The 23,535-nt window shown below is 71.0% G+C and carries 20 protein-coding genes and 1 pseudogene; 10 read left to right on the forward strand and 11 right to left on the reverse strand.

Annotated features, from left to right (window positions below):
• The first annotated feature begins 94 nt into the window (after positions 1 to 94).
• Complete coding sequence (locus ACFWPA_RS12505; protein ID WP_378570359.1) at positions 95 to 955, forward strand: MaoC/PaaZ C-terminal domain-containing protein; 861 nt, start codon at positions 95 to 97, stop codon at positions 953 to 955.
• A 73-nt stretch (positions 956 to 1,028) separates the two neighbouring features.
• Positions 1,029 to 2,801, forward strand: a complete 1,773-nt coding sequence (locus tag ACFWPA_RS12510; RefSeq protein ID WP_378570361.1) for a cholesterol oxidase substrate-binding domain-containing protein — start codon at positions 1,029 to 1,031, stop codon at positions 2,799 to 2,801.
• 55 nt (positions 2,802 to 2,856) lie between these two features.
• On the opposite strand, the gene ACFWPA_RS12515 is transcribed toward ACFWPA_RS12510, so the two are convergent.
• Both ACFWPA_RS12515 and ACFWPA_RS12520 read right to left on the reverse strand, forming a co-directional pair.
• Positions 2,857 to 4,266, reverse strand: a complete 1,410-nt coding sequence (locus tag ACFWPA_RS12515) for an MFS transporter (protein ID WP_378570364.1) — start codon at positions 4,264 to 4,266, stop codon at positions 2,857 to 2,859.
• On the reverse strand, positions 4,263 to 5,099 hold the full coding sequence (locus ACFWPA_RS12520) for a mycofactocin-coupled SDR family oxidoreductase (RefSeq protein WP_378507409.1): 837 nt from the start codon (positions 5,097 to 5,099) through the stop codon (positions 4,263 to 4,265). The genes ACFWPA_RS12515 and ACFWPA_RS12520 overlap by 4 nt, the downstream gene beginning before the upstream one ends.
• Before the next feature lie 194 nt (positions 5,100 to 5,293).
• On the opposite strand from ACFWPA_RS12520, the pseudogene ACFWPA_RS12525 reads away from it, so the two are divergent.
• Positions 5,294 to 6,229, forward strand: a pseudogene (locus tag ACFWPA_RS12525) (bile acid:sodium symporter family protein); the annotation flags it as partial.
• 22 nt (positions 6,230 to 6,251) lie between these two features.
• Here the strand turns inward: ACFWPA_RS12525 and ACFWPA_RS12530 are convergent.
• From ACFWPA_RS12530 to ACFWPA_RS12555, 6 genes are read right to left on the reverse strand one after another with little or no spacing between them, the layout of a single operon-like run.
• A complete protein-coding gene (locus ACFWPA_RS12530; protein ID WP_378570366.1) occupies positions 6,252 to 7,424 on the reverse strand; it encodes a lipid-transfer protein in 1,173 nt (390 codons plus the stop codon).
• The gene (locus tag ACFWPA_RS12535; protein ID WP_378507422.1) at positions 7,421 to 7,870 is read right to left on the reverse strand and encodes a MaoC family dehydratase; all 450 of its coding nucleotides are present in this window, start codon (positions 7,868 to 7,870) and stop codon (positions 7,421 to 7,423) included. Before ACFWPA_RS12535 ends, ACFWPA_RS12530 begins: the two co-directional genes overlap by 4 nt.
• Complete coding sequence (locus tag ACFWPA_RS12540; RefSeq protein WP_378507423.1) at positions 7,867 to 8,880, reverse strand: bifunctional MaoC family dehydratase N-terminal/OB-fold nucleic acid binding domain-containing protein; 1,014 nt, start codon at positions 8,878 to 8,880, stop codon at positions 7,867 to 7,869. The genes ACFWPA_RS12535 and ACFWPA_RS12540 overlap by 4 nt, the downstream gene beginning before the upstream one ends.
• Positions 8,877 to 10,043 carry an acyl-CoA dehydrogenase family protein gene (locus ACFWPA_RS12545; RefSeq protein WP_378507424.1) on the reverse strand — a complete coding sequence of 389 codons (1,167 nt, stop codon included), beginning with the start codon at positions 10,041 to 10,043 and terminating at the stop codon, positions 8,877 to 8,879. The genes ACFWPA_RS12540 and ACFWPA_RS12545 overlap by 4 nt, the downstream gene beginning before the upstream one ends.
• Positions 10,028 to 11,137 carry an acyl-CoA dehydrogenase family protein gene (locus ACFWPA_RS12550; protein WP_378507425.1) on the reverse strand — a complete coding sequence of 370 codons (1,110 nt, stop codon included), beginning with the start codon at positions 11,135 to 11,137 and terminating at the stop codon, positions 10,028 to 10,030. The genes ACFWPA_RS12545 and ACFWPA_RS12550 overlap by 16 nt, the downstream gene beginning before the upstream one ends.
• 33 nt (positions 11,138 to 11,170) lie before the next feature.
• Entirely contained in the window at positions 11,171 to 13,321 is a 2,151-nt protein-coding gene (locus ACFWPA_RS12555) for an acyl-CoA dehydrogenase family protein (RefSeq protein WP_378507426.1), read from the reverse strand.
• Between the two features lie 137 nt (positions 13,322 to 13,458).
• Here ACFWPA_RS12555 and kstR point away from each other — a divergent pair, with 137 nt between their 5' ends.
• Entirely contained in the window at positions 13,459 to 14,109 is a 651-nt protein-coding gene (gene kstR / locus ACFWPA_RS12560) for a cholesterol catabolism transcriptional regulator KstR (protein ID WP_378507427.1), read from the forward strand.
• A gap of 14 nt (positions 14,110 to 14,123) precedes the next feature.
• Positions 14,124 to 16,664: a trehalose-phosphatase gene (gene otsB, locus ACFWPA_RS12565; protein ID WP_378570369.1), complete on the forward strand. Its 2,541-nt coding sequence runs from the start codon at positions 14,124 to 14,126 to the stop codon at positions 16,662 to 16,664.
• Positions 16,665 to 16,731: 67 nt separating this feature from the next.
• Here otsB and ACFWPA_RS12570 read toward each other — a convergent pair whose 3' ends face one another.
• Positions 16,732 to 17,103, reverse strand: a complete 372-nt coding sequence (locus ACFWPA_RS12570; protein WP_378507429.1) for a nuclear transport factor 2 family protein — start codon at positions 17,101 to 17,103, stop codon at positions 16,732 to 16,734.
• A gap of 163 nt (positions 17,104 to 17,266) precedes the next feature.
• Positions 17,267 to 18,376 carry a substrate-binding domain-containing protein gene (locus tag ACFWPA_RS12575; RefSeq protein ID WP_378507430.1) on the reverse strand — a complete coding sequence of 370 codons (1,110 nt, stop codon included), beginning with the start codon at positions 18,374 to 18,376 and terminating at the stop codon, positions 17,267 to 17,269.
• Between the two features lie 86 nt (positions 18,377 to 18,462).
• On the opposite strand from ACFWPA_RS12575, the gene ACFWPA_RS12580 reads away from it, so the two are divergent.
• The 5 genes from ACFWPA_RS12580 (at position 18,463) to ACFWPA_RS12600 (ending at position 22,726) form a co-directional block, all read left to right on the forward strand.
• Positions 18,463 to 19,521 (forward strand): metal ABC transporter solute-binding protein, Zn/Mn family, encoded by a 1,059-nt coding sequence (locus tag ACFWPA_RS12580; RefSeq protein ID WP_378507431.1) that lies wholly within the window; start codon positions 18,463 to 18,465, stop codon positions 19,519 to 19,521.
• The gene (locus tag ACFWPA_RS12585; protein WP_378507432.1) at positions 19,518 to 20,360 is read left to right on the forward strand and encodes a metal ABC transporter ATP-binding protein; all 843 of its coding nucleotides are present in this window, start codon (positions 19,518 to 19,520) and stop codon (positions 20,358 to 20,360) included. Before ACFWPA_RS12580 ends, ACFWPA_RS12585 begins: the two co-directional genes overlap by 4 nt.
• Positions 20,357 to 21,235: a metal ABC transporter permease gene (locus ACFWPA_RS12590; RefSeq protein ID WP_378570371.1), complete on the forward strand. Its 879-nt coding sequence runs from the start codon at positions 20,357 to 20,359 to the stop codon at positions 21,233 to 21,235. Before ACFWPA_RS12585 ends, ACFWPA_RS12590 begins: the two co-directional genes overlap by 4 nt.
• Positions 21,236 to 21,356: 121 nt before the next feature.
• Entirely contained in the window at positions 21,357 to 22,115 is a 759-nt protein-coding gene (locus tag ACFWPA_RS12595) for a LamB/YcsF family protein (RefSeq protein WP_378570373.1), read from the forward strand.
• Entirely contained in the window at positions 22,115 to 22,726 is a 612-nt protein-coding gene (locus ACFWPA_RS12600) for an allophanate hydrolase subunit 1 (protein ID WP_378570375.1), read from the forward strand. The genes ACFWPA_RS12595 and ACFWPA_RS12600 overlap by 1 nt, the downstream gene beginning before the upstream one ends.
• Before the next feature lie 90 nt (positions 22,727 to 22,816).
• Here ACFWPA_RS12600 and ACFWPA_RS12605 read toward each other — a convergent pair whose 3' ends face one another.
• Positions 22,817 to 23,506 (reverse strand): ZIP family metal transporter, encoded by a 690-nt coding sequence (locus ACFWPA_RS12605; protein ID WP_378507436.1) that lies wholly within the window; start codon positions 23,504 to 23,506, stop codon positions 22,817 to 22,819.
• Positions 23,507 to 23,535 lie beyond the last annotated feature (29 nt).

Genomic DNA, 23,535 nt, shown 5'->3' on the forward strand with positions numbered 1-23,535 from the left:
TCTAATTTTAGCCCGCGGTGGCGCGGGCCGCGGGGACGGCGGCGGGGGCCGGCCGATGGGCGCACCGCTACCCACGACAGAACAGGATCCATTCGTGCCCATCGACCCCTCGATCGCGATCGGCGCCGAACTTCCGGCCCAGGACTTCACCTGGACCGCCTCGGACGTCCAGCTCTACCACCTCGGCGTCGGTGCGGGCGTGCGTCCGCTCGACGCCGCCGAACTGCGCTACCTCGACGACGCCGCCCCGCAGGTGCTGCCGACCTTCGCCACGGTCGTCGCGAACATCCACGCCACCGAGGCCCCGAAGGTCTCCTTCCCCGGCGTCGAGATCGACCTCGCCAAGGTCGTGCACGGCAGCCAGGAAGTCACCGTGCACCAGCCGATCCCGGCATCCGGCAAGGGCCGCACCACGACCCGGATCGCCGAGGTCTGGGACAAGGGCAAGGCCGCGGTGATCGTGCAGGAATCGGTCACCACCGATCCCGACGGCAACCCGCTGTGGACCGCCCGGTCGTCCATCTTCGCCCGCGGCGAGGGTGGATTCGGCGGTGAGCGCGGACCGTCCGAGGCGGTCGCCCTTCCGGATCGCGCGCCGGACCACGAGGTCGAGATCGCGACCCTGCCGCAGCAGGCGCTGCTGTACCGGATGTGCGGGGACCGTAACCCGCTGCACTCGGATCCCGACTTCGCCACCGGTGCAGGGTTCCCCGCCCCGATCCTGCACGGGCTGTGCACCTACGGCATCGTCTGCAAGGCCGCGGTGGACACCGCGCTGGCCGCCGACGCATCGAGGGTGAAGGGCTACAAGGCCCGGTTCGCCGGTGTGGTCTACCCCGGGGAGACCCTGCTGGTGCGGATCTGGGCGGAACAGGACCGGCTGCTGATCTCGGCTTCCGTTCCGGCGCGCGAGAATTCGCCCGCTTTGGCAGACGTGGTTCTTACGCTCGCCTAAACTTCCGGGTCGGCGCTGTCGGGACGCGCGCCCTCGCTCGGTCTCACCCCCTCGTTACGACTGGAGTTCTTGCATGCCGAAATCGGACAACGCCACCGGGTTCTCCCGGCGCGGCTTCCTCACCGCGGGCGCGGGTGCCCTCGCCGTCACCGCGATGGGCGGGTGGACCCCGGTCTACGCCCTCCCGCTCGACACCGGATCGCTCGGCTCCGGGTCCGGGTCCGCTGGCGGCGCAACGCTGCCCGCGCCGCCGGACTTCCCGACCGACATCGAACTCGCCCAGCAGGCGTACCAGAACTGGTCCAAGGAGATCATGCTGGACGCCACCTGGACCGCGTTCCCCCGCAACGCCGGTGACGTTGTCCGACTGACCAACTGGGCGCACAAGAACGGCTACACCATCCGCCCCCGCGGGGCGATGCACGGCTGGACCCCGCTCACCGTGGAGAACGGCGCCAACGTCGACAAGGTGATCCTCGCCGACACCACCACGCACCTGGCGAGCATCGCGGTCAACGCGGGCAGCCCGGCCACCGTCACCGCGGGACCGGGCGCCACCCTCGGCGCCATCACCAGCGCGCTGCAGGACAAGGGGCTCGGCTGGGCGAACCTGCCCGCGCCGGGGGTCCTGACCATCGCGGGCTGCCTCGCGGTGGATGCGCACGGCGCCGCCCTGCCCGCGGACGGGCAGAGCGCGATGAAGGGTCACACCTACGGGTCGCTGTCGAACCTCGTCACCGAACTGACCGCGGTGGTGTGGAACGGCACCGAGTACGCGGAACGCACGTTCTCCCGCAACGATCCCAAGATCAAGCCGCTGCTGGCCGGACTCGGGCGCACCTTCATCACGTCGGTGACCATGCAGGCCGGGCCGAACTTCCGGATGCGCTGCCGGAGCATCACCAACATCGGGTGGGAGGAAATGTTCGGCGCCAAGGGCGCGGACGGCCGCACCTTCGAGAGTTTCGTCAAGTCCGACGGCGGCGTCGAGGCCATCTGGTACCCGTTCACCGACAAGCCGTGGCTGAAGGTGTGGACGGTGGCCCCGGACAAGCCCGCCGGGTCCCGAGAGGTCACCGGACCCTACAACTATCCGTTCTCCGACAACCTGCCCGAACCGATCACCGACATGATCGGTCAGATGAACGCGGGCGTGCCGGGCATCGCGCCGCTCTTCGGCCCCGCGATGTACGGGGTCACCGTCGCTGGACTGGCCGCCACCAACTCGACCGACATCTGGGGCTGGTCGAAGGACGTCCAGTTCTACATCAAGGCGACCACGCTGCGGCTGACCGAGGGCGGCGGCGCCGTCATCACCAGCCGGGCGAACATCGGTCAGGTGATCCACGACTTCACGCACTGGTTCAACGAGCGGATCGAGTACTACCGCGGCAAGGGCGAATTCCCGCTCAACGGCCCGGTCGAGATTCGCTGCTGCGGTCTCGACGAGGCCGCGGACGTGCTCGTCGACTCGGCAGGCGCGCCGACGATCTCCGCGATGCGGCCGCGCCCGGACCGCCCCGAATGGGACACCGCGATCTGGCTGAACGTGCTCGGCGTGCCCGGCACCCCCGGCATGTTCGCGTTCTACCGCGAGATGGAGCAGTGGATGCGCTCGCACTACACGGGCGCCGACTACACCTTCCGTCCCGAGTGGTCGAAGGGCTGGGCGTTCGGCCCGGACAAGCCGTACACCGACGGCGGCATCATCAGCGGCGCGCTGCCGAAGAGCTACCGCGACGGCCTTCCCGCATCCGACAACTGGGACACCGCGGTGCAGGTGTTCAACGAGTTCGACCCGCACAAGGTGTACAGCAATTCGTTCATGGACCAGCTGCTGCCCTGATCCACCCTCCCCGGCCGAAGGCCCGGTGCCGTTGCGGCACCGGGCCTTCGGCCGGTCAGCGTCCCCGCAGCGGAAGCAGCGCAACCAGGACCGCCGCCACCGACACCGCGGCCCCGATCCAGTACATGGCGGTGAAGGCCCCCAGCGTCGGTACCGTCACCCCCGAGACGGTGAGGGTGGACGCGGCGAGTACCGCCGCTCCGACCGCGGCCGCCGACGAGGTGCCGACGGATCGAAGCAGCCCGTTGACGGCGTTCGCGGTCGCGGTCTGGTCCACCGGGACCGCGTCGGTGATCAACACCGGCATCGCCGCCAGCGTCAAGGCCACCCCGCCGGAGATCATGGCGGCGCTAACGGTCACGTTCGCGACCGACGGCCCGAGCACCGCCCGCAGGAGGTAGCCCGCCGCGATGACGATCGCCCCGACGACCAGGGTGACCCGGGCGCCGCGGCGCCTCGTCATCCGCGCCGACAGCGGGGCCAGCACCACCATCAGCAGCCCGCCCGGCATCATCGCCAGCCCGGCCGCCGCCTCGGACAACCCGGGGCCATAACCGGATTCGACGGGGGCCTGCAATTCCTGCGTCGCCGTGTACGCGCTGAGGAACATCGCGAAACCAAGCAGGACCGCACACACATTGGAGATCAGTACCGGACGCAGCAACGAGGTCCGCAGGTCGACCAGCGGGTCCGGGATGCGCAGTTCGAGCCATATCCACACCGTCAGGGTCAGCGCGCCGCCCACCGCGCATCCCACCGTGGCCGGGGCACCCCAGCCCCACTGCCCGCCCTTCGAGATGGCGAGTAGCAGGGCCGTCAGCCCGGTGGTCAGCAGCACCGCGCCGGCGATGTCGAATCGCCCCCTCGCCCGGACCGTCGACTCGGGGACGGTGAGCGGCAACAGGATCGCCAGCAGCACACCGACACCGCCGGAGACCCAGAACAGCGCCTGCCAGCCGAGGTGCGCGTAGATGACACCGGCCATCGGCATGCCGATCATGCCGCCGATCCCGAGGGTGCCGCTCATCAGCGCGACCGCACCGCCGAGGCGGGCTGGCTCGAGCACATCGCGCAACAGGCCGATCCCGACCGGCAGCAGCGCGATCGCGAATCCCTGCATCACCCGACCGGCCACCACCATCGGGAAGCTCTGCCCGAGCGCCGCGACCACCGACCCGCCGACCATCACGGCCAGGCACAGCAGCATCATCTTCCGCTTGCCGGTCAGGTCGGCGAGCCTGCCGATCAGGGGTGTGGCCACCGCCCCGGTCAGCAGCGTCGCGGTCACCAACCAGGACGTCGTGGTGTGCGACACGCCCAACGCCGTGCTGAACGCAGGGAGGATCGGCACCACCAGCGTCTGCTGGAGCGCAACGACCACACCGGTCAGGCTCAGCACCGCGACGATCAGGCGTTGGCGCGCCGCACCGGTCGAGACGTCGGGCGCCGCGACGCCGACCGTCACCCGGTCACGCGCGCGGCGTTGCCTGCGTCGATGGGCAGCACGGTGCCGCTGATGTGGGCGCTGGCCTCCGCCGCGAAGAACAGGACCGCGCGGGTGATCTCGGTCGGGTCGAGCCACGGCACCGGCTGCGCGTGCAGCGACTCGAACACCGGGGCGACGTCGTCGCGGGTCGGGGACTCGAGGTCGGGACGCATCATCGAGTACAGGGCGGCGTTGTGAATCATCGGCGTCGAGATGTTGCCTGGGGAGATCGCGTTGACGGTGATGCCGTCCTGGGCAAGGTCGAGCGCCGAACTCTTGGTCAGGCCGATCACACCCCACTTGGACGCGGAGTACGCCGCCATGTTGGTGTTGCCTGCGCGGCCGAGCATCGACGAGATCGTCACGATCCGGCCGTACCCGCGGGAGATCATGCCCGGTGCCACCGCGCCGATGGTGTTGAAGACACCGGTCAGGTTGCTGGCGATCGCCTCGTTCCACTGCGCCGAGGTCATCGACTGGACCGGTGCGGCCACCGAAACGCCCGCATTCGCGACCGCGATGTCGACGCTGCCGAACTCGGCCTCGGCGCGCGCGACGAGGGCGTCCATCGCGGCCCGATCCGCGGTGTCGGCCTTGACCGCGATGCAACGCCGGCCAGCGGCCTCGACCAGGCGCGCGGTCTCGGCGAGGTCCGCCTCGGTGGCGAGCGGGTAGAACACCACGTCGCTGTCCTCGCAGCGGTCGCAGATCACCACGTCGGCACCCTGCTCGGCGAACGCGACCGCGTGTGCGCGGCCCTGCCCCCTGGCACCGCCCGTGATCAGTGCGACCTTGCCGTCGAACTCGCCCATGTCGTTGTCCTCCTCGTAGTCGGGTGCACGTCATCACTACCGCGCGGGCCGCGTTCGGCGCACGGCAATCCCGACCACCGGTACCCCGGCGGGCGGGCCACCGTCCACCATGCCCCGAATTGTCCTGTTCCTCCACGGATGGGGACCGGCGGTCGATATCGTGAGCACCCGCCCGCCGCCGACCTCGATGGGGCTCCATGGATTCCGCGCTCGCCACGACTGCCCTTCCGATCGCGCTGGCGATCATCATGTTCGGGCTCGGCCTGTCCCTCACGGTCGCCGACTTCGCCCGCGTCGCCCGGCATCCGCGGGCGGTCGCGATCGCGCTGGTCTGCCAACTGCTGGTGCTCCCGGCCATCGCGTTCGGGCTGGTACTCGCGTTCGGGCTGTCCCCGCTCCTCGCGGTCGGCATGATGCTGCTCGCCGCGTCACCGGGCGGGACGACGGCGAACCTGTTCTCGCACCTGTTCCGCGGCGACGTCGCGCTCAACGTCACGCTCACCGCGGTCAACTCGGTGATCGCGGTGGTCACGCTGCCGCTCGTCACCAACCTCGCGATCGGCTACTTCGAGCCGACCGAGGGCGGCGCACTGGGGCTGCAGTTCGCCAAGGTGGTGCAGATCTTCGCGATCGTGCTGGTGCCGGTCGCGCTCGGCGTGTGGGTGCGCCGGATCCGTCCCGTGTTCGCGGACCGGATGGATCGTCCGGTGCGGATCGGGTCGGCCGTGGTGCTGGCGCTGGTCATCGTCGGCACCGTCGCCGCCGAATGGGAGAACGTGGGCGGCTACCTCGCGGACGTCGGGCTGGTCGTGCTGCTCTTCTGCCTGGCGAGCCTGGCCATCGGGTACCTCGTCCCGCGGGCGCTGCGCGTCTCCGATCGGCAGTCCATTGCCTGCTCCATGGAGATCGGGATCCACAACAGCACCCTGGCGATCACGATCGCGATCAGCCTCCTCGACAGCACCCGCATCGCGGTCCCGGCGGCGGTATACGGCGTGGTGATGTTCCCGGTCGCGGCGCTGGTCGGGTGGGCGATCACCCGGCGCCGACGCCCCGACGCGGCACCGGCGTTGGCGGGAGACGCCGAACGGGCGGTTACCGGACCATCCCTCGAGAGGGACGCGCGGTAACCGCCCGTTCGGCGCGTGCGGCTCAGGCCGTGAGCACGAGTCCCGAGGTGGGCACACCGGTGCCGGCGGTGACGAGCACCTTCTCGGCTCCGGGCACCTGGTTGACGGAGGTGCCGCGGATCTGGCGAACGCCCTCGGCGATGCCGTTCATGCCGTGGATGTACGCCTCGCCGAGCTGGCCGCCGTGCGTGTTCAGCGGCAGCGCGCCGCCGACCTCGAGGGCGCCGGGCTGCCGGACGAAGTCCTTCGCCTCGCCGCGGCCGCAGAACCCGAGGTCCTCGAGCTGCATCAGCACGTACGGGGTGAAGTGGTCGTACAGCACCGCCATGTCCATGTCCTGCGGACGCAGACCGGACTGCTGCCACAGCTGGTTGCCGACCAGTTCCATCTCCGGGATGCAGGCCAGATCGGGCCGGTAGTAGCTCATCATCGTGTACTGGTCCTTGGCGCTGCCCTGCGCCGCGGCGGCGATGGACACCGGCTTCTGCTTGAGGTCCTTGGCGCGCTCCGCGGACACCACCACGATCGCGATGCCGCCGTCGGACTCCTGGCAGCAGTCCAGCAGGTGCAGCGGCTCGGCGATGAACCGCGAGTTCTGGTGGTCCTCGAGGGTGATCGGCTTGCCGTAGAAGAAGGCGTTCGGGTTGGTCGCCGCGTGCTTGCGGTCGGCGACCGCGATCCGGCCGAAATCCTCACTGGTGGCGCCGTACTGGTGCATGTACCGGCGGGCCATCATCGCGACCGTGCCCGCCGGGGTGCTCAGCCCGTGCGGGTACGAGAACGCGTAGTCCGCCCCGGACGAGTCGACGCGGTTGACCAGGCCGGTGTCGACCTGGCCGAACCGATGCCCGGACCGCTCGTTGAACGCCCGGTACGCCACCACCACGTCCGCGACACCCGACGAGACGGCGAGGGCCGCCTGCTGGATCGTCGCGCACGCGGCGCCGCCGCCGTAGTGGATGCGGGAGAAGAACTTCAACTCCGGGATGTCGAGCGCGCGGGCGACCGCGATCTCGATGTTGGTGTCCATCGTGAACGACACCAGACCGTCGACGTCGGCGGCGGTCAGACCGGCGTCGGCGAGGGCGGCGTTCACCGCCTCCGCGGCCAGGCGCAGTTCGCTGCGGCCGGAGTCCTTGGAAAAGTCGGTGGCGCCGATGCCGGCGATCGCCGCCTGCCCTGACAGACCGCTCATGCGCCCGCCCCCTTCGCGTCCGAACCGTCCATGACCAGCGTGACCGTGGCCGTGATGTGCTTGCCGAGCGAGTCGGTGCCGGTGACCGCGACGGTCACCAGGCCGTCGTCGATCGACTCGACCGTGCCGGTGAGGGTGAGGGTGTCGTAGGCGTACCAGGGCACACCGAGGCGCAGCGAGATGGACCGGACGACGGCCTTCTGGCCCGCCCAGTCGGTGACGTACCGCTGCACCAGGCCGGTGTCGGTGAGGATGTTGACGAAGATGTCCTTCGAGCCGCGCTGCTGGGCGCGGTCCCGGTCGTGGTGCACGTCCTCGAAGTCCCGGGTCGCCAGCGCGGTGGCCGTGATGAACGTGGGCGTGCCCTCGATCGCGAGCGACGGCAGCGCGTCGCCGACCGCGACGACCGGCGGCTGCGCCGGGGGTACCTGCACGGTCGTGGTCATCGCTGCTCCTCAACGGGTCGCCAGGCGTACAGGGTCCAGGGACCCCGCTTCTCGTTGTCCGGGTCGGCAGGGAAGTCGAGGAAATCGACGGTCACCGGCTGCCCGATCTCCACGGCCTCGGGGTCGACGCCGCGCAGCTCGCCGAGCATCCGCACCCCCTCCTCGAGTTCGATCAGCGCGATCACGAACGGCAGCTGCCTGCCCGGAACCTGCGGTGCCCGGTGCACGACGTAGCTGAAGACGGTGCCGCGGCCGGAGGCGACGACGTAGTCGGTGGTCTCGCCCTTCGGCTTCCAGAGCGCCGGCACCGGCGGATGCTGCAGCGACCCGTCCGGCCGCTGCTGCAGGCGCAGCTCGTGGGCGGCGACGCCGTCCCAGAAGAACTGGGTGTCGCGCGAGGCCTGCGGACGCATCAGCCGGGCGCCGTCGAGGTCGTCGACGGCGTCGCCGCTGGCCGCGCGGGCCGCGGCAGGCTGCTCGGCCGCGGCGGGCTCCGCGGTGGGCGGCCGGAACTTGAGGATCCGGAACTCCATCTCCGCGACGACCTCGCCGTCGGCGTCCCGCCAGAAGTTGCGGGTGGTGAAGAACCAGCCCTCCCCCAGCCCGGTCTTCTTCGGTCCCACAACGTCTTCGAGGACCGACTCGATGGTGACCTCGTCGCCCGGGGCCAGGTACCGGTGGTACGTCTGGTTGCAGTTGGTGGCGACAACCGAGGTGAACCCGGCCTCGTTGAGGATGTCGGTCATCCGGCCGAGCGGGTCGTCGGCCTCGCGCACCGCGCCGAGCCCGCGCATGGTCCACACCTGCGCCATCGCGGGCGGGGCGACGATGCCGTCGTGCCCGGCGGCCTTCGCGGCGTCCGCGTCGACGTAGATCGGGTTGCGGTCACCGATCGCCTCGACCCAGTTGTTCACCATCGGCTGGTTGATCGGGTCCCGGCCACGCCGCGGCGCGCTGCCGCCGGCGTCCCGAACCTGCTGCGCGGCAGCGAGAATGTCGATGTCGGTCATCGCCGCGCCACCTTCGGCAGGCCGAGGCCGCCGGTGGAGATGAGGTCACGCATGACCTCATTGACGCCACCGCCGAAGGTGATCACCAGGTTGCGCTTGGTCTGCGCGTCCAGCCACCGCAGCAGGTGCCCGGTCTCCGGGTCCGCCGGGTCGCCCCAGCGTCCGACGATCTCCTCGGCGAGCCTGCCCATCCGCTGGATCTGCTCGGTCGCGAACACCTTCGTCGCCGACGCGTCCGACATGTTGAGCGCCCCGGTCTGCGAGGCCACCTGCCAGTTGAGCAGCTCATTGAGCCGGTAGATCGCGCGGATCTCGCCGAGCGCGCGCTGCACGTCGGGCTGGGTCAGCAGCGGGTTGCCGTCCGGTCCGGGACGCCCGGCCCACTCGCTGACGTGGTCGTAGAGTCCGCCGACGCGGCCGCACGGGCCGAGCATGACACGCTCGTGGTTGAGCTGGGTGGTGATCAGGCGCCAGCCCTTGTTTTCCTCGCCGACCAGCATCGACGCTGGGACGCGGACGTTCTCGTAGTAGGTGGCGTTGACGTGGTGCGCGCCGTCGGCGGTGATCACCGGGGTGGAGGAGAAGCCGGGATCGGTGGTGTCGACGATCAGGATGGAGATGCCGCGGTGCCGGTCCTCGGTGCTGCCGGTCCGCACCGCGAGCCAGATGTAGTCGGCGGCGTGGCCGCCGGTGGTGAAGTATTTCTGCCCGTTGACGATGTAGTCGTCGCCGTCGCGGACCGCGGTGGTGCGCAGCGACGCCAGGTCGGTGCCCGCCTCGGCCTCGGTGTAGCCGATCGCGAAATGCACTTCGCCGGAAAGGATGCCGGGCAGGAACTTCGCCTTCTGCTCCTCGGTGCCGTACACCTGCAGCGTCGGGCCGACGGTCTGCAGCGTCACCGACGGCAACGGCACGTCCGCGCGAACCGCCTCATTGGTGAAGATCTGCTGCTCGATCTCACCGAAACCCTTGCCGCCGAACTCCGTCGGCCAGCCGACACCGAGCCAGCCGTCGCGGCCCATCCGGCGGATGACCTCGTGGTACTCCGGTCCGTGCCGGTCGGTGAGCATCGCCTCGGCCTCGTCGGGCGAGATCAGGTCGGCGAAGTACTTGCGCAGCTCCGCCTGGAGCTTGCGCTGCTCGGGGGTCAGATCGATGAGCATGCTGCCTCCACACCGAGGTCGCGGGCGCTGAGCGCGCCAAGAATGGTCAGTCGGGACGAGGGACCGCCGACGAGGCGGGCCAGGTCCTTGGTCTGCTCGTAGAACAGGTGCGCCGGGTAGGTGACATCGGCGCCCATGCCGCCGTGCAGGTGGCTGCACTGCTGCATCGACACCGGCAGCTGCTCCGCGAGCCAGTAGGCGGCGACCGCGGTGTCCTCGGTGGCGTCGAGTCCCTCGGCGAGCCGCCAGCAGGCCGAGGTCGCGGCCAGTTCGAGGGTGCGGGCGGTGACGTAAGAGTCGGCGAGCTGCTGCGAGACGGCCTGGAAGACCGCGATCGGCTTGCCGAACTGTTCCCGACCGCTCACGTACTTCGCGGTGAGGTTGGTCATCCCGGTGCCGAGGCCCGCCGCCTGCGCGGCGACCGCGGCGAGCGCGATCCGGTACAGCGCCTCGACCGGGGCGCCGGTGAGCAGGGCGCCGGCGTCGATCCGCACCCCGTCGAGCGCCATCGTGTACTCGGGGGCGAGCGAGGCGGTGAAGGTGCGGGTCAGGGTGACCCCGTCGGCGTCGGGGGCGACGACGGCGACACCGGCGGAGGTCGGCACCAGCACGTAGGCGGCCTGCTCCGCGTAGCGGACACCGACCTTGCGACCGGTGACCACGAAGCCGTCGCCGTCGGCGGTCGCCGTGGTGGCGGGGACCGCGGGCAGCGGGGCACCCGGTTCGGCGAGCGCCGCGGTGAGGATCCCGCCGCCCGCGACGCCAGCGAGGAACCGCTGCGGGTCGCCGCCGAGCGCGAGCAGCGGCAGCACACCGAAGCCGAGGGTCTCGAGCACCGGCACCTGAGCGGCCTTGCGCCCGACCTGCCCGAGCAGCACGCCGATCTCGGCGATGCCGAGGTCGTCGCCGCCGAGCGATTCCGGCAGCGGCAGCGACAGCACGCCCTCGTCCGCCAGCCGACGCCACAGCGTGGTGTCCCACACCGGGGCGCCACGGTCCATCGCCGCGAGCGCCTCGGCGCTCGCGGCTGTCTCCAGCACCGCGGCGGCCACCTCGGCCACCGCCTGCTGTTCACTACCGAAAGTGAAGTCCACCTGAGATTTCCGTCCTGTAGAAGTGCGTAGTGGTCAGCCGCGCGGCAGCCCGAGCAGGTGCTCGGCGGCGACGGTGAGCAGGATCTGCTCGGTGCCGCCCGCGATCGACAGGCAGCGGGTGTTGAGGAACTCCCGGGACAGCGGGCCCTCGACCGCGCCGCCGACGCCTGCCAGCTCGAGCGCGTACTCGGCGACCGCCTGCCGGTGCCGGACACCGACGAGCTTGCGCACACTCGACGCCGGACCCGGGTCCTGCCCGTCGAGCTGCCGCAGCGTGGTGCGGTGCTCGAGCAGCGACCCAACCAGTGCCTCGCCGACCAGGAAGCCGATCCGGTCCTCGGTCACCGGGTCGGTGCCGCCGCGGCCGGCCAGGTCGAGGAGCTCCTCCATCGCCTTGCCGAGCGAGGAGCCGCCGCTCATCGCGACCCGCTCGTTGGCGAGGGTGGTGCGGGCCAACTTCCAGCCGCCGTTCACCTGCCCGACAACGCACTCGTCGGGCACGAACACGCCATCGAGGAACACCTCGTTGAACAGGGCGTCGCCGGTGATCTCGCGCAGCGGGGAGATCCGGATGCCCGCGGACTTCATGTCCACCACGAAGTAGGTGATGCCGCGGTGCTTCGGTGCGTCCTTGTCGGTGCGGGCCAGGCAGATCGCCCAGTCCGCCTCCATCGCGAGCGAGGTCCAGACCTTCTGCCCGTTGAGGATCCAGCCGCCGTCGACCTTCTCCGCGGTGGTGCGCAGGGCGGCGAGGTCGGAACCGGCGCCCGGCTCGGAGAACAGCTGGCACCAGATCAGGTCGCCGCGCAGGGTCGGCATCGCGAACCGTTCGATCTGCTCGGCGGTGCCGTGCTCGAGGATGGTCGGCACCGCCCACCAGCCGATGACCAGGTTCGGGGTCTCCAGTTCGGCGCGCACGAGTTCCTCGCCGATCAGGATCTGCTCGGCGGCCTTCGCGGACTTGCCGTACGGCGCCGGCCAATGCGGTGCCAGGTAGCCGGATTCGGCGAACGCCACCCGGCGCTCCGCCTCGGGGAGCGCGACGATCGCCTCGATCTCGGTGCGCACCGCGGCACGCCGCGATTCGAGATCGCCGAGGTCGACGGTGAGGTGCCTGCGGTCACCCGCGCGGGTCAGTTCCGCGACCCGGGCGCGCCAGGCGGCGCCGCCGCCGAGCAGCTGCCGCAGCGCCACGACCCGACGCAGGTAGAAATGCGCGTCGTGCTCCCAGGTGAACCCGATGCCGCCGAGCACCTGAATGCAGTCCTTCGCGGTGTCCACGGCGGCGTCCAGCGCGACCGACGCGGCGACCGCGGCCGCGATCGGCAGCTCCTCACCGGACTCCGCCGCGACGGCGGCGTCCCACGCGACGGCACGGATCTGCTCGGTGCGGCACAGCATTTCGGCGCACAGGTGCTTGATCGCCTGGAACGATCCGATCGGCTTGCCGAACTGCTCGCGGATCTTGGCGTACTCGACGGCGGTGTTCAGGCACCAGCCGGCGATCCCGGCCGCCTCGGCGGCCGCGAGTGTCGCGGCGAGGTCGCGGACCAGCCCCGGCCGCAGGTCGGACAGCACCCGCTCGGCGGGCACCCGCACCCCGTCGCAGCTGACCGACGCGAGCGGAACGCTGACGTCGACGTTCTGCACGGCGTCAACCGACAGGCCCTCCGCCCCGGCCTCGACCAGGCACCAGACCTCCCGACCGGAGACGGTGGCGGGCAGCAACACCCCGAGATCGGGGGCGCCGCCAAGCACCAGGCCTGCCGCACCGCGAAGCACCAGGCCGCCATCGGGGCCCGGCTCCGCCGCGACGTCACCGTCGAGGGCAACCCCGACCGGGAGGGCACCCTCGGACAGCTCCGGTCCGCACTGCTTCGCTGCCGGTTCGCCGCTGCGACCGACGACGAGCGCCGCGAGCGCCGTGGACAGTACCGGGCCCGCGGCGAGGGCGGCGGCGGCCTCCTCGAGCATCGCCGCCAGGTCGACGATCTCGCCGTCCGCGCCGCCGACCTCCTCCGTCTGCGCGACCATGAACAGGCCGAGCTCGGCGAGCGCGCTCCAATGCTCGCGCCACGAGTCGGCCGGACCCTGACGCAGCGTCTCGACCGGGTTCGCGGAACGGGCCCAGGATCGGATCGATTCCTGGACCGCCCGCTGCTCCTCCGTCGTGGCAATACTCACAAGCCTGGCCGCCCTTTCCGTGCTGACAAAACAGTCTAGAACGTGTTCTAATCTCTTAGTCGGCTCTCAGTCAAGGCCGGACGCCAAGCGCACATAGAACCTTTAGACATTGAGCAGCACAACAAGGAAGCTCGTTGATGACCTCCTCTTCACGCACCCGTTCCGCAGGCAAGGGCAATGGAACCGTCTCCACACTGACGGACGACGACCTCAGCTCCAACGCCCAGCGTGAACGGCGTAAGCGCATCCTCGACGCGACCCTCGCGCTCGCGTCGAAGGGCGGTTACGAGGCGGTGCAGATGCGGGCGGTCGCCGAGCGGGCCGATGTCGCGGTCGGCACCCTGTACCGCTACTTCCCGTCGAAGGTTCACCTGCTGGTGTCCGCGCTGGCCCGCGAGTTCGAGAAGATCGACTCCCGCAAGAAGATGCCGCCCGGCGACAGCCCGATCGAGCGGATGAACCTGATCCTCGGCCAGATCACCCGGGCGATGCAGCGCGATCCGCTGCTGACCGAGGCGATGACCCGCGCGTTCATGTTCGCCGATGCGTCGGCGGCGGCCGAGGTCGACCAGGTCGGCCAGCTGATGGACTCGCTGTTCGCCCGCGCGATCAGCGACGGCACCCCCAGCGAGGAGCAGCTGCAGATCGCCCGCGTCGTCTCCGACGTGTGGCTGTCCAACCTGGTCGCGTGGCTGACGCGGCGCTCCTCCGCCACCGATGTCGCCAAGCGTCTGGAACTGACCATCGAACTGTTGCTCGGTGGGTACCAGGATCCGGCGACTTCCTAAGTAGACTCTGCGCAGTGAGTGCGCAGGATCTGCCAGTCGAGCTCCGTCGGCGTCTCGTGTCGATCGCGAGGACGCCGCGCCTACTTGTCGCGTCCGATTACGACGGCACCATGGCGCCGATCGTGTCGGACCCGTCGAAGGCGTTCCCCCACGCGGACGCGGTGCGTGCCCTGCGCGCGCTGGCGATCCTGCCGGGAACCACCTCCGCCGTGATCTCCGGTCGCGCGCTGCGCGACCTGGCGATGCTGTCCCGGCTCCCGGTCGAGGTGCAGCTCGTCGGCAGCCACGGGTCCGAATTCGACGTCGGGTTCGTGCACGAGATCAGCGACGACGCTCGCCGCCTGCTCCGGGAACTGACCGCGGAACTGCAGGCCGTCGCCGCCGACGGCCCGGGGGTCGACGTCGAGGTCAAGCCGGCGAGCGCGGCACTGCACGTGCGCAACGCCGCGCCGGACGTCGCCGAGGACGCCCTGGCCCGGGTCCGCGACGGCGCGGCCAAATGGAACGGCGTTCAGGTCACCGAGGGCAAGGCGGTGATCGAACTGGCGGTGATCGTCACGGACAAGGGCGAGGCCCTCGACATCCTGCGACATCGGGAGGGCGCCTCGGCGACCGTGTTCTTCGGGGACGACGTCACCGACGAGAAGGCCTTCGCCCGGCTGCAGGGACCGGACGTCGGCATCAAGGTCGGCGACGGCGAGTCCCTCGCGGAGTTCCGGATCGACCGCACCGAGGACGTCGGGGCGGCGCTGGCGTTTCTGCTCGAGGAGCGGCGGACCTGGCTGCACGGGGAGAGCGCCCCGCAGATCGAGCGGCTCACCATGCTCGCCAACCCCCGGACCGTTGCCCTGCTGACGCCGGACGCGACGGTGACCTGGCTATGCCATCCGGAGCCGGATTCCGCGGCGGTCTTCGCGCATCTGCTCGGTGGGGTCGGCGCGGGCCACTTCACGGTCGAACCGCTGCGTCCCGGGTTGCCGCTGAGCCAGAGTTACGTCGACGGCACGATGACGGTGCAGACCCGATGGGCGAGCCTGCAGGTCACCGACTACCTGCCGCACGATGTCCCGCAGGGACACACGGAGCTGACCCGGGTCATCACCGGGCGCGCCAAGGCTGGAGTCACCTTCGCGCCGCGCCCCGAGTTCGGTCAGGTGCAGGTGCACCTGGAGGTCGAGGAGAACGGCCTGCGGGTGTACGGCACCAACGACCCGGTGGTGCTGCGGTCGCCCGGGGTCGAATGGGAGATCACCAGCGACGGCATCCAGCAGACCGCGCACGCCGTTGTCGACCCGAGCAATGGCCCGATTGTTCTCGAATTGCGCTGCGGAACAACAGATCTTGGTCCGTCCGCGGTCCCGGAGGCGGAGCGACGCAGCACCAGCGAGGCGTACTGGCAGGACTGGGCGGACGGCCTGGAGCTGCCGTCCCGCAAGACCGGGCTGATGAAGCGGTCCGCGTTGACCCTGCGCGGGCTCGTGCACGCGGACTCCGGCGCGATCCTCGCCGCGGCAACCACCTCACTGCCCGAGGAACTCGGCGGGGTCCGTAACTGGGACTACCGCTACTGCTGGCTGCGGGACGCATCGATGACCGCGTCCGCCCTCGTCGCGCTCGGATCGGTCGGCGAGGCCGAGGGACTCCTCGAGTGGGTGCACCGCGTGCTCGAGACCATCCCCGGACCGGAACGCCTGCACCCGCTGTACACGATCCACGGCACCAATCTGCCGCCGGAGGCGGTGATCGACTCGCTGCCCGGCTACGGCGGCTCCCGGCCCGTTCGGGTGGGCAACGCGGCGAACTCCCAGGTCCAGTTGGACGTGTTCGGGCCGATCGTGGAGTTGATCGCCGACCTCGCGCAGGCCCGCAAGAAGAAGGGTGCCGCCGAGCCGCTGACCGACCGGGACTGGGACCTGGTCCTTGCAATGGTGTCGGCGGTGCAGCGCCGGTGGGCGGAACCCGACAACGGGATCTGGGAGATCCGCGGAACCCCGCGCCACCACGTGTACTCGAAGGTGATGTGCTGGGTGACCGTGGACCGGGCGCTGGCGCTGGCCGCGGACTTCGGTCGAGTGCCGGGCGCCGACTGGGAGGCGCTGCGGCGGGAGATCTCCGACGAGGTGAAGGACCGCGGCTGGAGCGACCGCGCAGGCTCGTACACCGCGGCCTACGAGGGCACCGACCTCGACGCCGCGACCCTGCACATCGGGCTGTCCGGCCTGATCGACCCGTCCGACCCCCGGTTCGCGGCGACCGTCACCGCCACCGAGGCCGAACTGCGGAGCGGCGCAACGGTGTACCGGTACCACCACGACGATGGACTGCCCGGCGGGGAGGGCGGCTTCCACCTGTGCGCGGCGTGGCTGGTGGAGGCGTACCTGCTGGTGGGGCAGCGCGCCGACGCGGAGGCGCTGTTCGCGCAGCTGGTCGACGCCGCGGGCCCCACCGGCCTGCTCGCCGAGGAGTACGACCCGGTCGCGGAGCGCTCGCTGGGCAATCACCCGCAGGCGTACAGCCACATCGGCCTGCTGCGCTGCGCCCAGCTCCTCAGCTGAATCGGCTCCGCCGCCGTGCGTGATGTGCACCCCGGTCGGGGTACCCATCACGCACGGCGCGCAGCGCCTACGACACGATCATGTCCGACGGCGCCCAGTAGGCGCGGAGGGCGACGATCTCGCCCGCGTCGTTGAACCGGAAGGTGTCGATCGGCTCGGTCGTGTATGTCGTGTCGCCCGCCTTCGAGGCGACCCGGAAGTGCGCGGCCGCCTCATTGCCCGCGACGCGAACCCGGAGCAGCTCGGTGGTGTTCTCCATCGCGGCGGCGCGGTCGTAGAACTCTGCCAGGGCGGCCCGCCCGACCTTGGGCTCGCTGCCGACCGGGTCCTCCACGCTGCCGTCCTCCGCGTACAGCGCGGCGATCTCCGCGCCGGTGCCCGTCGCGATCAGGTGCACGTAGCGCTCCACGACTGCCCGCAATTCCTCGGCCGACGCCATCGATGAACCTCCCATGTCACGGGCGGGCACCGGTGGCCGGTTTCGGCACACGCACTGCAGTGACCCGCCCGACGGTCAACCTAGGTCGGATCGGCGACGGTCGCCGGCGGGTCCTACTCAGCGAGACGTGCTGGGGTCACTCGGCGGGGCCACGCTGCTGGGGTCACTCGGCGGGGCCACGCTGCCAGGTGCGGGGCGGCGCCGAGGTGCGGCCACGGATGAGTTCGGTGTCGAGCATCTCGACGTCGACGATCCCGGACTGCGCGGTGCGGTGCAGCAACTCGCCTGCCCGCCTGCCCTTCTCCTCCGCGGGCTGCCGGACGGTCGTCAATCCCATGCGCAGCGCCCTGGACACCCCGTCGAAGCCGGTGACGGTCAGTTCGGCTGGCACGTCGATGCCGCGCCACCTGGCGAATTCCAGTGCTCCCAGCGCGAGGACGTCGGTGGTGCACACCAGCGCGGTGATGTGCGGGTTGATCGCCAGGGCGCGTTCGGCTGCGGCGTATCCGGCGTCGCCGGTGTGGTCGGCGCTCTCGATGACAGTGAGCGTCTCGGGGTCGTGGCCCGCGGCCACCATCGCATCCTGCACGCCGCCGATGCGTTCCCGTTGGACGTGGGAGTGGGGCGACCGGAGCCGTTCGGGGTCGGCGCGACCGTTGCGGGCGTCGCGCCCGAGACGCATGCACAGGATCCCGATTTCGCTGTGCCCCAATGAGGTGACGTGGTCCGCCAGCTCGCGCATTGCGCCGCGGTCGTCGATGCCGACCAGTGCGGCGTCGGGGACCCGGCGGGGCTGGTCACACACGACGACGGGCAGGCGGCGTTCCAGGACGGCGGCCAGGTGCGGGTCGTCGTCGGCGACGGAGTAGACGACGAATCCGTCGACGCCTGCCTTGTGAACGGCTGCGGCGGCGTCGTCGGCGGCGCGACCCGGCCCCGCAGGGATCAGCAGCAGGCCCTGCCCCGCCTCTTCACAGGATTCGGAAAGGCCCGCCAGGAAGCTCATTGCCGCGGGGTCGCGGAACGAGTAGCTGAGCGCCTCGGTCAGCAGCAGGCCGACCGCACCCGCCTTGCGGGTGCGCAGCGACCGCGCGACGGGGTCGGGGCCGGGGTAGCCGCGCCGCTTGGCCGCCTCGAGGACTCGAGCGCGCAGCTCGGCGGAGAGCTGATCGGGCCGGTTGTACGCATTCGAGACGGTGGTGCGGGACACCTTCAGCTCCGCCGCGAGGGAGGCCAGGGTCGCCTGGCGATGCGGATGAGGGGAGCGGGGCATAACGGGACGGTACGCGCCCGGTCGGGTGACCGAACGCACGACCCCGCCAATGTACAACGGAAACGGTTTCCATTAATGTTATGGGCATGCCGCTCCCCCCGCCGTCGCCCCACCGCGCCCCGCGCCCCGCTCGCGGCGGGCTCGGCCGCCGGGCCGGGGCGGCACTGGGACTGGCCGCCGTCACCGTCCTTGGCCTGAGCGCCTGCGGAACCGCCGCCTCCGACGCCGCCGGGGACGGGCGCATCCAGGTCGTCGCCTCGACGAACGTGTGGGGCTCGGTCGCGACCGCCGTCGCCGGTGAGCACGCGGACGTCACCGCGCTGATCGACGAACCGTCCGCCGACCCCCACTCCTATGAGGCGTCACCGCGGGATGCCGCAGCCCTGACCGACGCCGATCTCGTCGTGCACAATGGGGGCGGCTACGACGAGTTCATCGACGACATCCTCGCCGCGCTGCCCGACAAGCCCGCCGTTACCGCCGTCGACCTGCTCGGGATCGAGTCCGACCTGCACGCGGGCGACGACCATGCCGGGCACGACACCGCGGCGCCTGCCGACGACACCGAGGCCGGGGACGGACACGGCCACTCGCACGGCGGCAGCAACGAGCACGTGTGGTTCGACGTCCCGACCGTCGACTCCGTCGCCCACCGCGTCGCCACCGAACTCGCCGCACTCGACCCCGCGAACGCCGCCGCATACACCGCGAATGCCGACGCGTTCCACGGGAAACTGCATTCCGTCGCGGACGTCACCGCTGGCATCGCCGCACGGCACCCCGGGACGGCGATCGCCCAGACCGAGCCGATCGCCCACTACCTGCTCGCGGCAGCAGGCCTGCGCGACGAAACGCCGGCCGACTTCACCCGCGCCATCGAGGAGGGCAACGACCCGCCGCCCGCCGCGATTGCCGCCACCCGGGACCTGCTGGCAGGTAAGAAGGTGTCCGTGCTCGTCTACAACGGCCAGACCGAGGACAAGGTGACCCGCAGCATCCGCGAGGTCGCCGAGGCCGCCGGGATCCCCGTCGTCGAGGTCACCGAGACCCTCCCCGACGGCATCGACTACGTGCAGTGGCAGATCGGCACCGCGGAACGGCTCGCGCAGGCGCTGGACGGCGCCGCCGCCGCACCCGCCGCATGAGCACCGCCAGCGCACTCGAACTGAAGGGTGCCGAACTGTCCTACGGCGCCCGCACGCTGTGGTCGGGGCTCGACCTCGACGTCGCCCCTGGCGAGTTCATTGCGGTCCTCGGCCCCAACGGGTCGGGCAAGACGTCGCTGCTGAAGATGCTCCTCGGCCAGGTTCCGCTGACCGCGGGCAGCGCCCGGATCGCGGGCAGCCCGGTCCGGGTCGGCAACCCGCACGTCGGATACATCCCGCAGCAGAAGTCGATGGACGAGGGTTTGCCGCTGCGGGGTCGTGACCTCGTCGGACTCGGCGTCGACGGGCACCGTTGGGGCACCGGGCTGCGGGGGCGGCGGACCAGGAGGGCGATCGTCGACGCTGCGATCGCCGAGGTCGGCGCCCAGTCGTACGCGAATGCCCCGATCGGCGCCCTCTCCGGCGGGGAGCAGCAGCGTCTGCGGGTCGCGCAGGCACTGGTCGGCGACCCCCGGGTGCTGCTCTGCGACGAGCCACTGCTCAGCCTGGACCTGGCGAACCAGCATCGCGTGTCCGACCTGATCGACCGCAGGCGCCGCAGCCACGACACCGCGGTCCTGTTCGTCACCCACGAGATCAACCCGATCCTGCCGCTCGTCGACCGCGTCCTCTACCTCGTTGACGGCCGGTTCCGGATCGGCACCGCCGCCGAGGTGATGACCTCGCGGGTGCTGTCCGAGCTGTACCGCACCGAGGTCGAGGTGCTGCACGTACGCGGCAGGCTCGTCGTCGTCGGGACCGGCGACGCGATCGACGCGCTCGGCGGCGCTGGCGAACTGAGCACCGACTGCGCACACCACGAGGACCGCGACGCATGAACGACAAACTCTCCGACGCGCTGTCGAGCATGCTCGACTGGCGGACCACGCTCGACCTGCTGCAGTACGACTTCGTCCAGCAGGCGCTGCTGGCGGCCGCGATCCTCGGCCTGCTCGCGGGCGCGATCGGCCCGCTGATCATCAGCAGGCAGATGTCGTTCGCCGTGCACGGCACCAGCGAACTGTCACTGACCGGTGCGTCCGCCGCCCTGCTCGCCGGGATCAGCGTCGGGGTCGGCGCCATCGTCGGCTCGGTGATCGCCGCCGTCCTGTTCGCGCTGCTCGGCAGCAAGGCGCGCGAACGGGATTCGGTGATCGGGGTCATCATGTCGTTCGGCCTCGGTCTGTCGGTGCTGTTCATGTGGCTCTATCCCGGCCGCACCGGCACCAGCTTCTCACTCCTCGTCGGGCAGATCGTCGGCGTCGGCAACAGCGGTCTGCAGCTGCTGCTGGTGTGCGCGGTTGCCGTGCTCGCCGTGCTGGTGCTCGTGTACCGGCCGCTGCTGTTCGCGAGCACCGACCCCGACGTCGCGCGGGCGCGGGGCGTCCCGGTCCGCGGGCTGTCACTGGTGTTCGCCGTTCTCGTCGGCGTCGCCGCCGCCCTCGGCGTCCAGATCGTCGGTGCACTGCTGGTGCTGTCGCTGCTCATCACGCCTGCCGCCGCGGCCGCCCGGATCACCTCGAGCCCGCTGAGGACGACGCTGCTCGCGATCCTGTTCGCCGAACTCGCTGCGGTCGGCGGGATCCTGCTCTCCCTCGCGCCCGGGGTGCCGGTGTCGACGTTCGTCACCACCATTTCGTTCGTGATCTACCTGATCTGCCGGTTCGTCGGGTCGCGGCGCCGCGCGAACACGGGGCGGCTCGTCGCGGCCTGATGTGTCGGGCGGCTCGTCGCGGCCTGATGTGTCGGGCGGCTCGTCGCGGCCTGATGTGTCGGGCGGCTCGTCGCGGCCTGATGTGTCGGGCGGCTCGCGGTCGCGGCCTAGGATCAGCCCCGTGGCGATGATCGATCTCAACAGCGACCTCGGCGAAAGCTTCGGCACCTGGCGCCTCGGCGACGACGACGCGATGCTGGCGCTGGTGACCAGCGCGAACGTGGCCTGCGGTTTCCATGCGGGCGACCCGGCCACCCTGCTGTCGACGTGCCGGTCCGCCGCCGCACGCGGGGTCCGGATCGGCGCCCAGGTCGGCTACCGCGACCTGGCCGGCTTCGGCCGCCGGTTCATCGACGTCTCCCCCGCCGATCTCACCGCCGACGTGATCTACCAGATCGGCGCGCTCGACGGCCTCGCGCAGGTGTCCGGGTCCGCGGTCGGGTACGTCAAACCGCATGGTGCGCTGTACAACACGGTGGTCCGACACCGCGAACAGGCGCGGGCGGTGGTGGCGGCGGTCGTCGCATACGACCCGACCCTTCCGGTCCTCGGGCTTCCCGGGTCGGTGTTCCTCGCCGAGGCGAAGGCGGCCGGACTGCGCACCGTCACCGAGGCGTTCGCGGACCGCGGCTACCTGCCGACCGGCGAACTGGTCCCGCGCTCGCAGCCGGGGGCCGTGCTGACCGACCCGGACGCGGTCGCCGCGCGGGTGCTTCGGATGGTCGAGGACGGTCGGGTCGAGGCCGTCGACGGCACCGTCCTCGAGGCCCGGCCGGAGTCGGTGTGCGTGCACGGCGACTCGCCGGGCGCCGTCGCGATGGCGGTCAGGATCCGGGAACGGCTCGACGGCGCTGGCGTCGACGTGGCGCCCTTCGTGTGATGCGCATCCTCGACGTCGGGGACAGCGCGATGCTCGCCGAGTTCGACTCCCTCGACGCGGTTCTCGCGGCGTTCCGGGCGCTCGACGGGACCCGCCCGGTCGGAGTCGACGAGGTGGTCCCCGCGGCCCGCACCATCCTGGTGCGTTTCGACCGGACGGTCGTCGACCGGGCGACGGTGCTCGGCTGGCTGCGCGACACCCCGCCGCTGCCGGACGCGGACACCGGGCGCCGGGATACCGTCCGGGTCGGCGTCCGGTACGACGGGCCGGACCTCGACGAGGTGGCGGCGCTGACCGGGCTCGGGGTCGATGGGGTGGTTGCCGCGCACACCGCCGCGACGTGGACGGTCGCGTTCGCCGGCTTCGCCCCCGGATTCGGTTACCTCGTCGGGGGGCCTGCGTCGCTGCACGTCCCGCGCCGAGGGACGCCCCGCACCGCTGTTCCCGCTGGCGCGGTCGGGTTGGCTGGCGAGTTCTCCGGCGTCTATCCGCGCTCATCGCCTGGCGGTTGGCAGCTCATCGGCACCACCGATGCCCGGTTGTGGGATGCGGACCGCGATCCGCCTGCCCTGCTGCGACCCGGCGCCACCGTCCGCTTCCACCCCATCTAACCCCCCGAAGCATTGAACGGGGGTTCATGCGTCGATCTGGGCGAGCAGGTGACGCATGAACCCCCATTCAGCGGTTGGCTGGGCCGAGATTCAGCCGCCGAGGGCGAACGCGACCAGGAAGCCGAGCGCCGTCGACAGCCCGACCCACCAGCCGCCCTCCCGGTACGCCTCCGGCATCAACGAGTCGGCGAGCACCGCGATCGTGGCACCGCCGGCGAACGCCTGGATCACCGCGATCCGCTGCGGGGAGATGCTGTCGGCGGCGGCATATGCCGCGACCACGACGAGGATCAGGACGACGGCGGTGACCGTCCACAGCAGCGCGGCCCTGCGGCGGTCGAAGTTCGGCTGCGCCCGCATCGACGCCGCACCCGCAACCGCCTCGGGCACGTTGCCGACCGCGATCGCGACCAGCAGGACCAGCCCGCCCTCGACACCGAGGGAGACGCCGAGGGCCGTGTTCTCCGGGATCCCGTCGAGCAGTGCACCCAGCATCAGTGCCCACCCAAGTGCGGCGGCGCCGAGCTTGTTCTCGATCAGGCGGTCGGCGACGACGTAGACCAGCGCACCGAGCATCAGCGCGACACCGGCCACCACAATGCCCTCGGCCTCGAACGCGGGCTGGAACAGTTCCGTCGACACGGCGGCCACCATCGCGCCCGACCCGAACGCCATCAATGCGGCCAGCAGCGGACGGGGCAGGTCGTACCGCAACCCGACGAAGGCGCCGACGAGCATCGGCAGCGCGGTCCCCAGACCGTAGAGCAGCGCGGTCACCATGCGGTGATGCTACGGCGCTCCGGCGCCGC

It is taken from the genome of Rhodococcus sp. NPDC058505 (assembly GCF_042720095.1).
In the GTDB taxonomy this organism is placed as follows: domain Bacteria; phylum Actinomycetota; class Actinomycetes; order Mycobacteriales; family Mycobacteriaceae; genus Rhodococcus_G.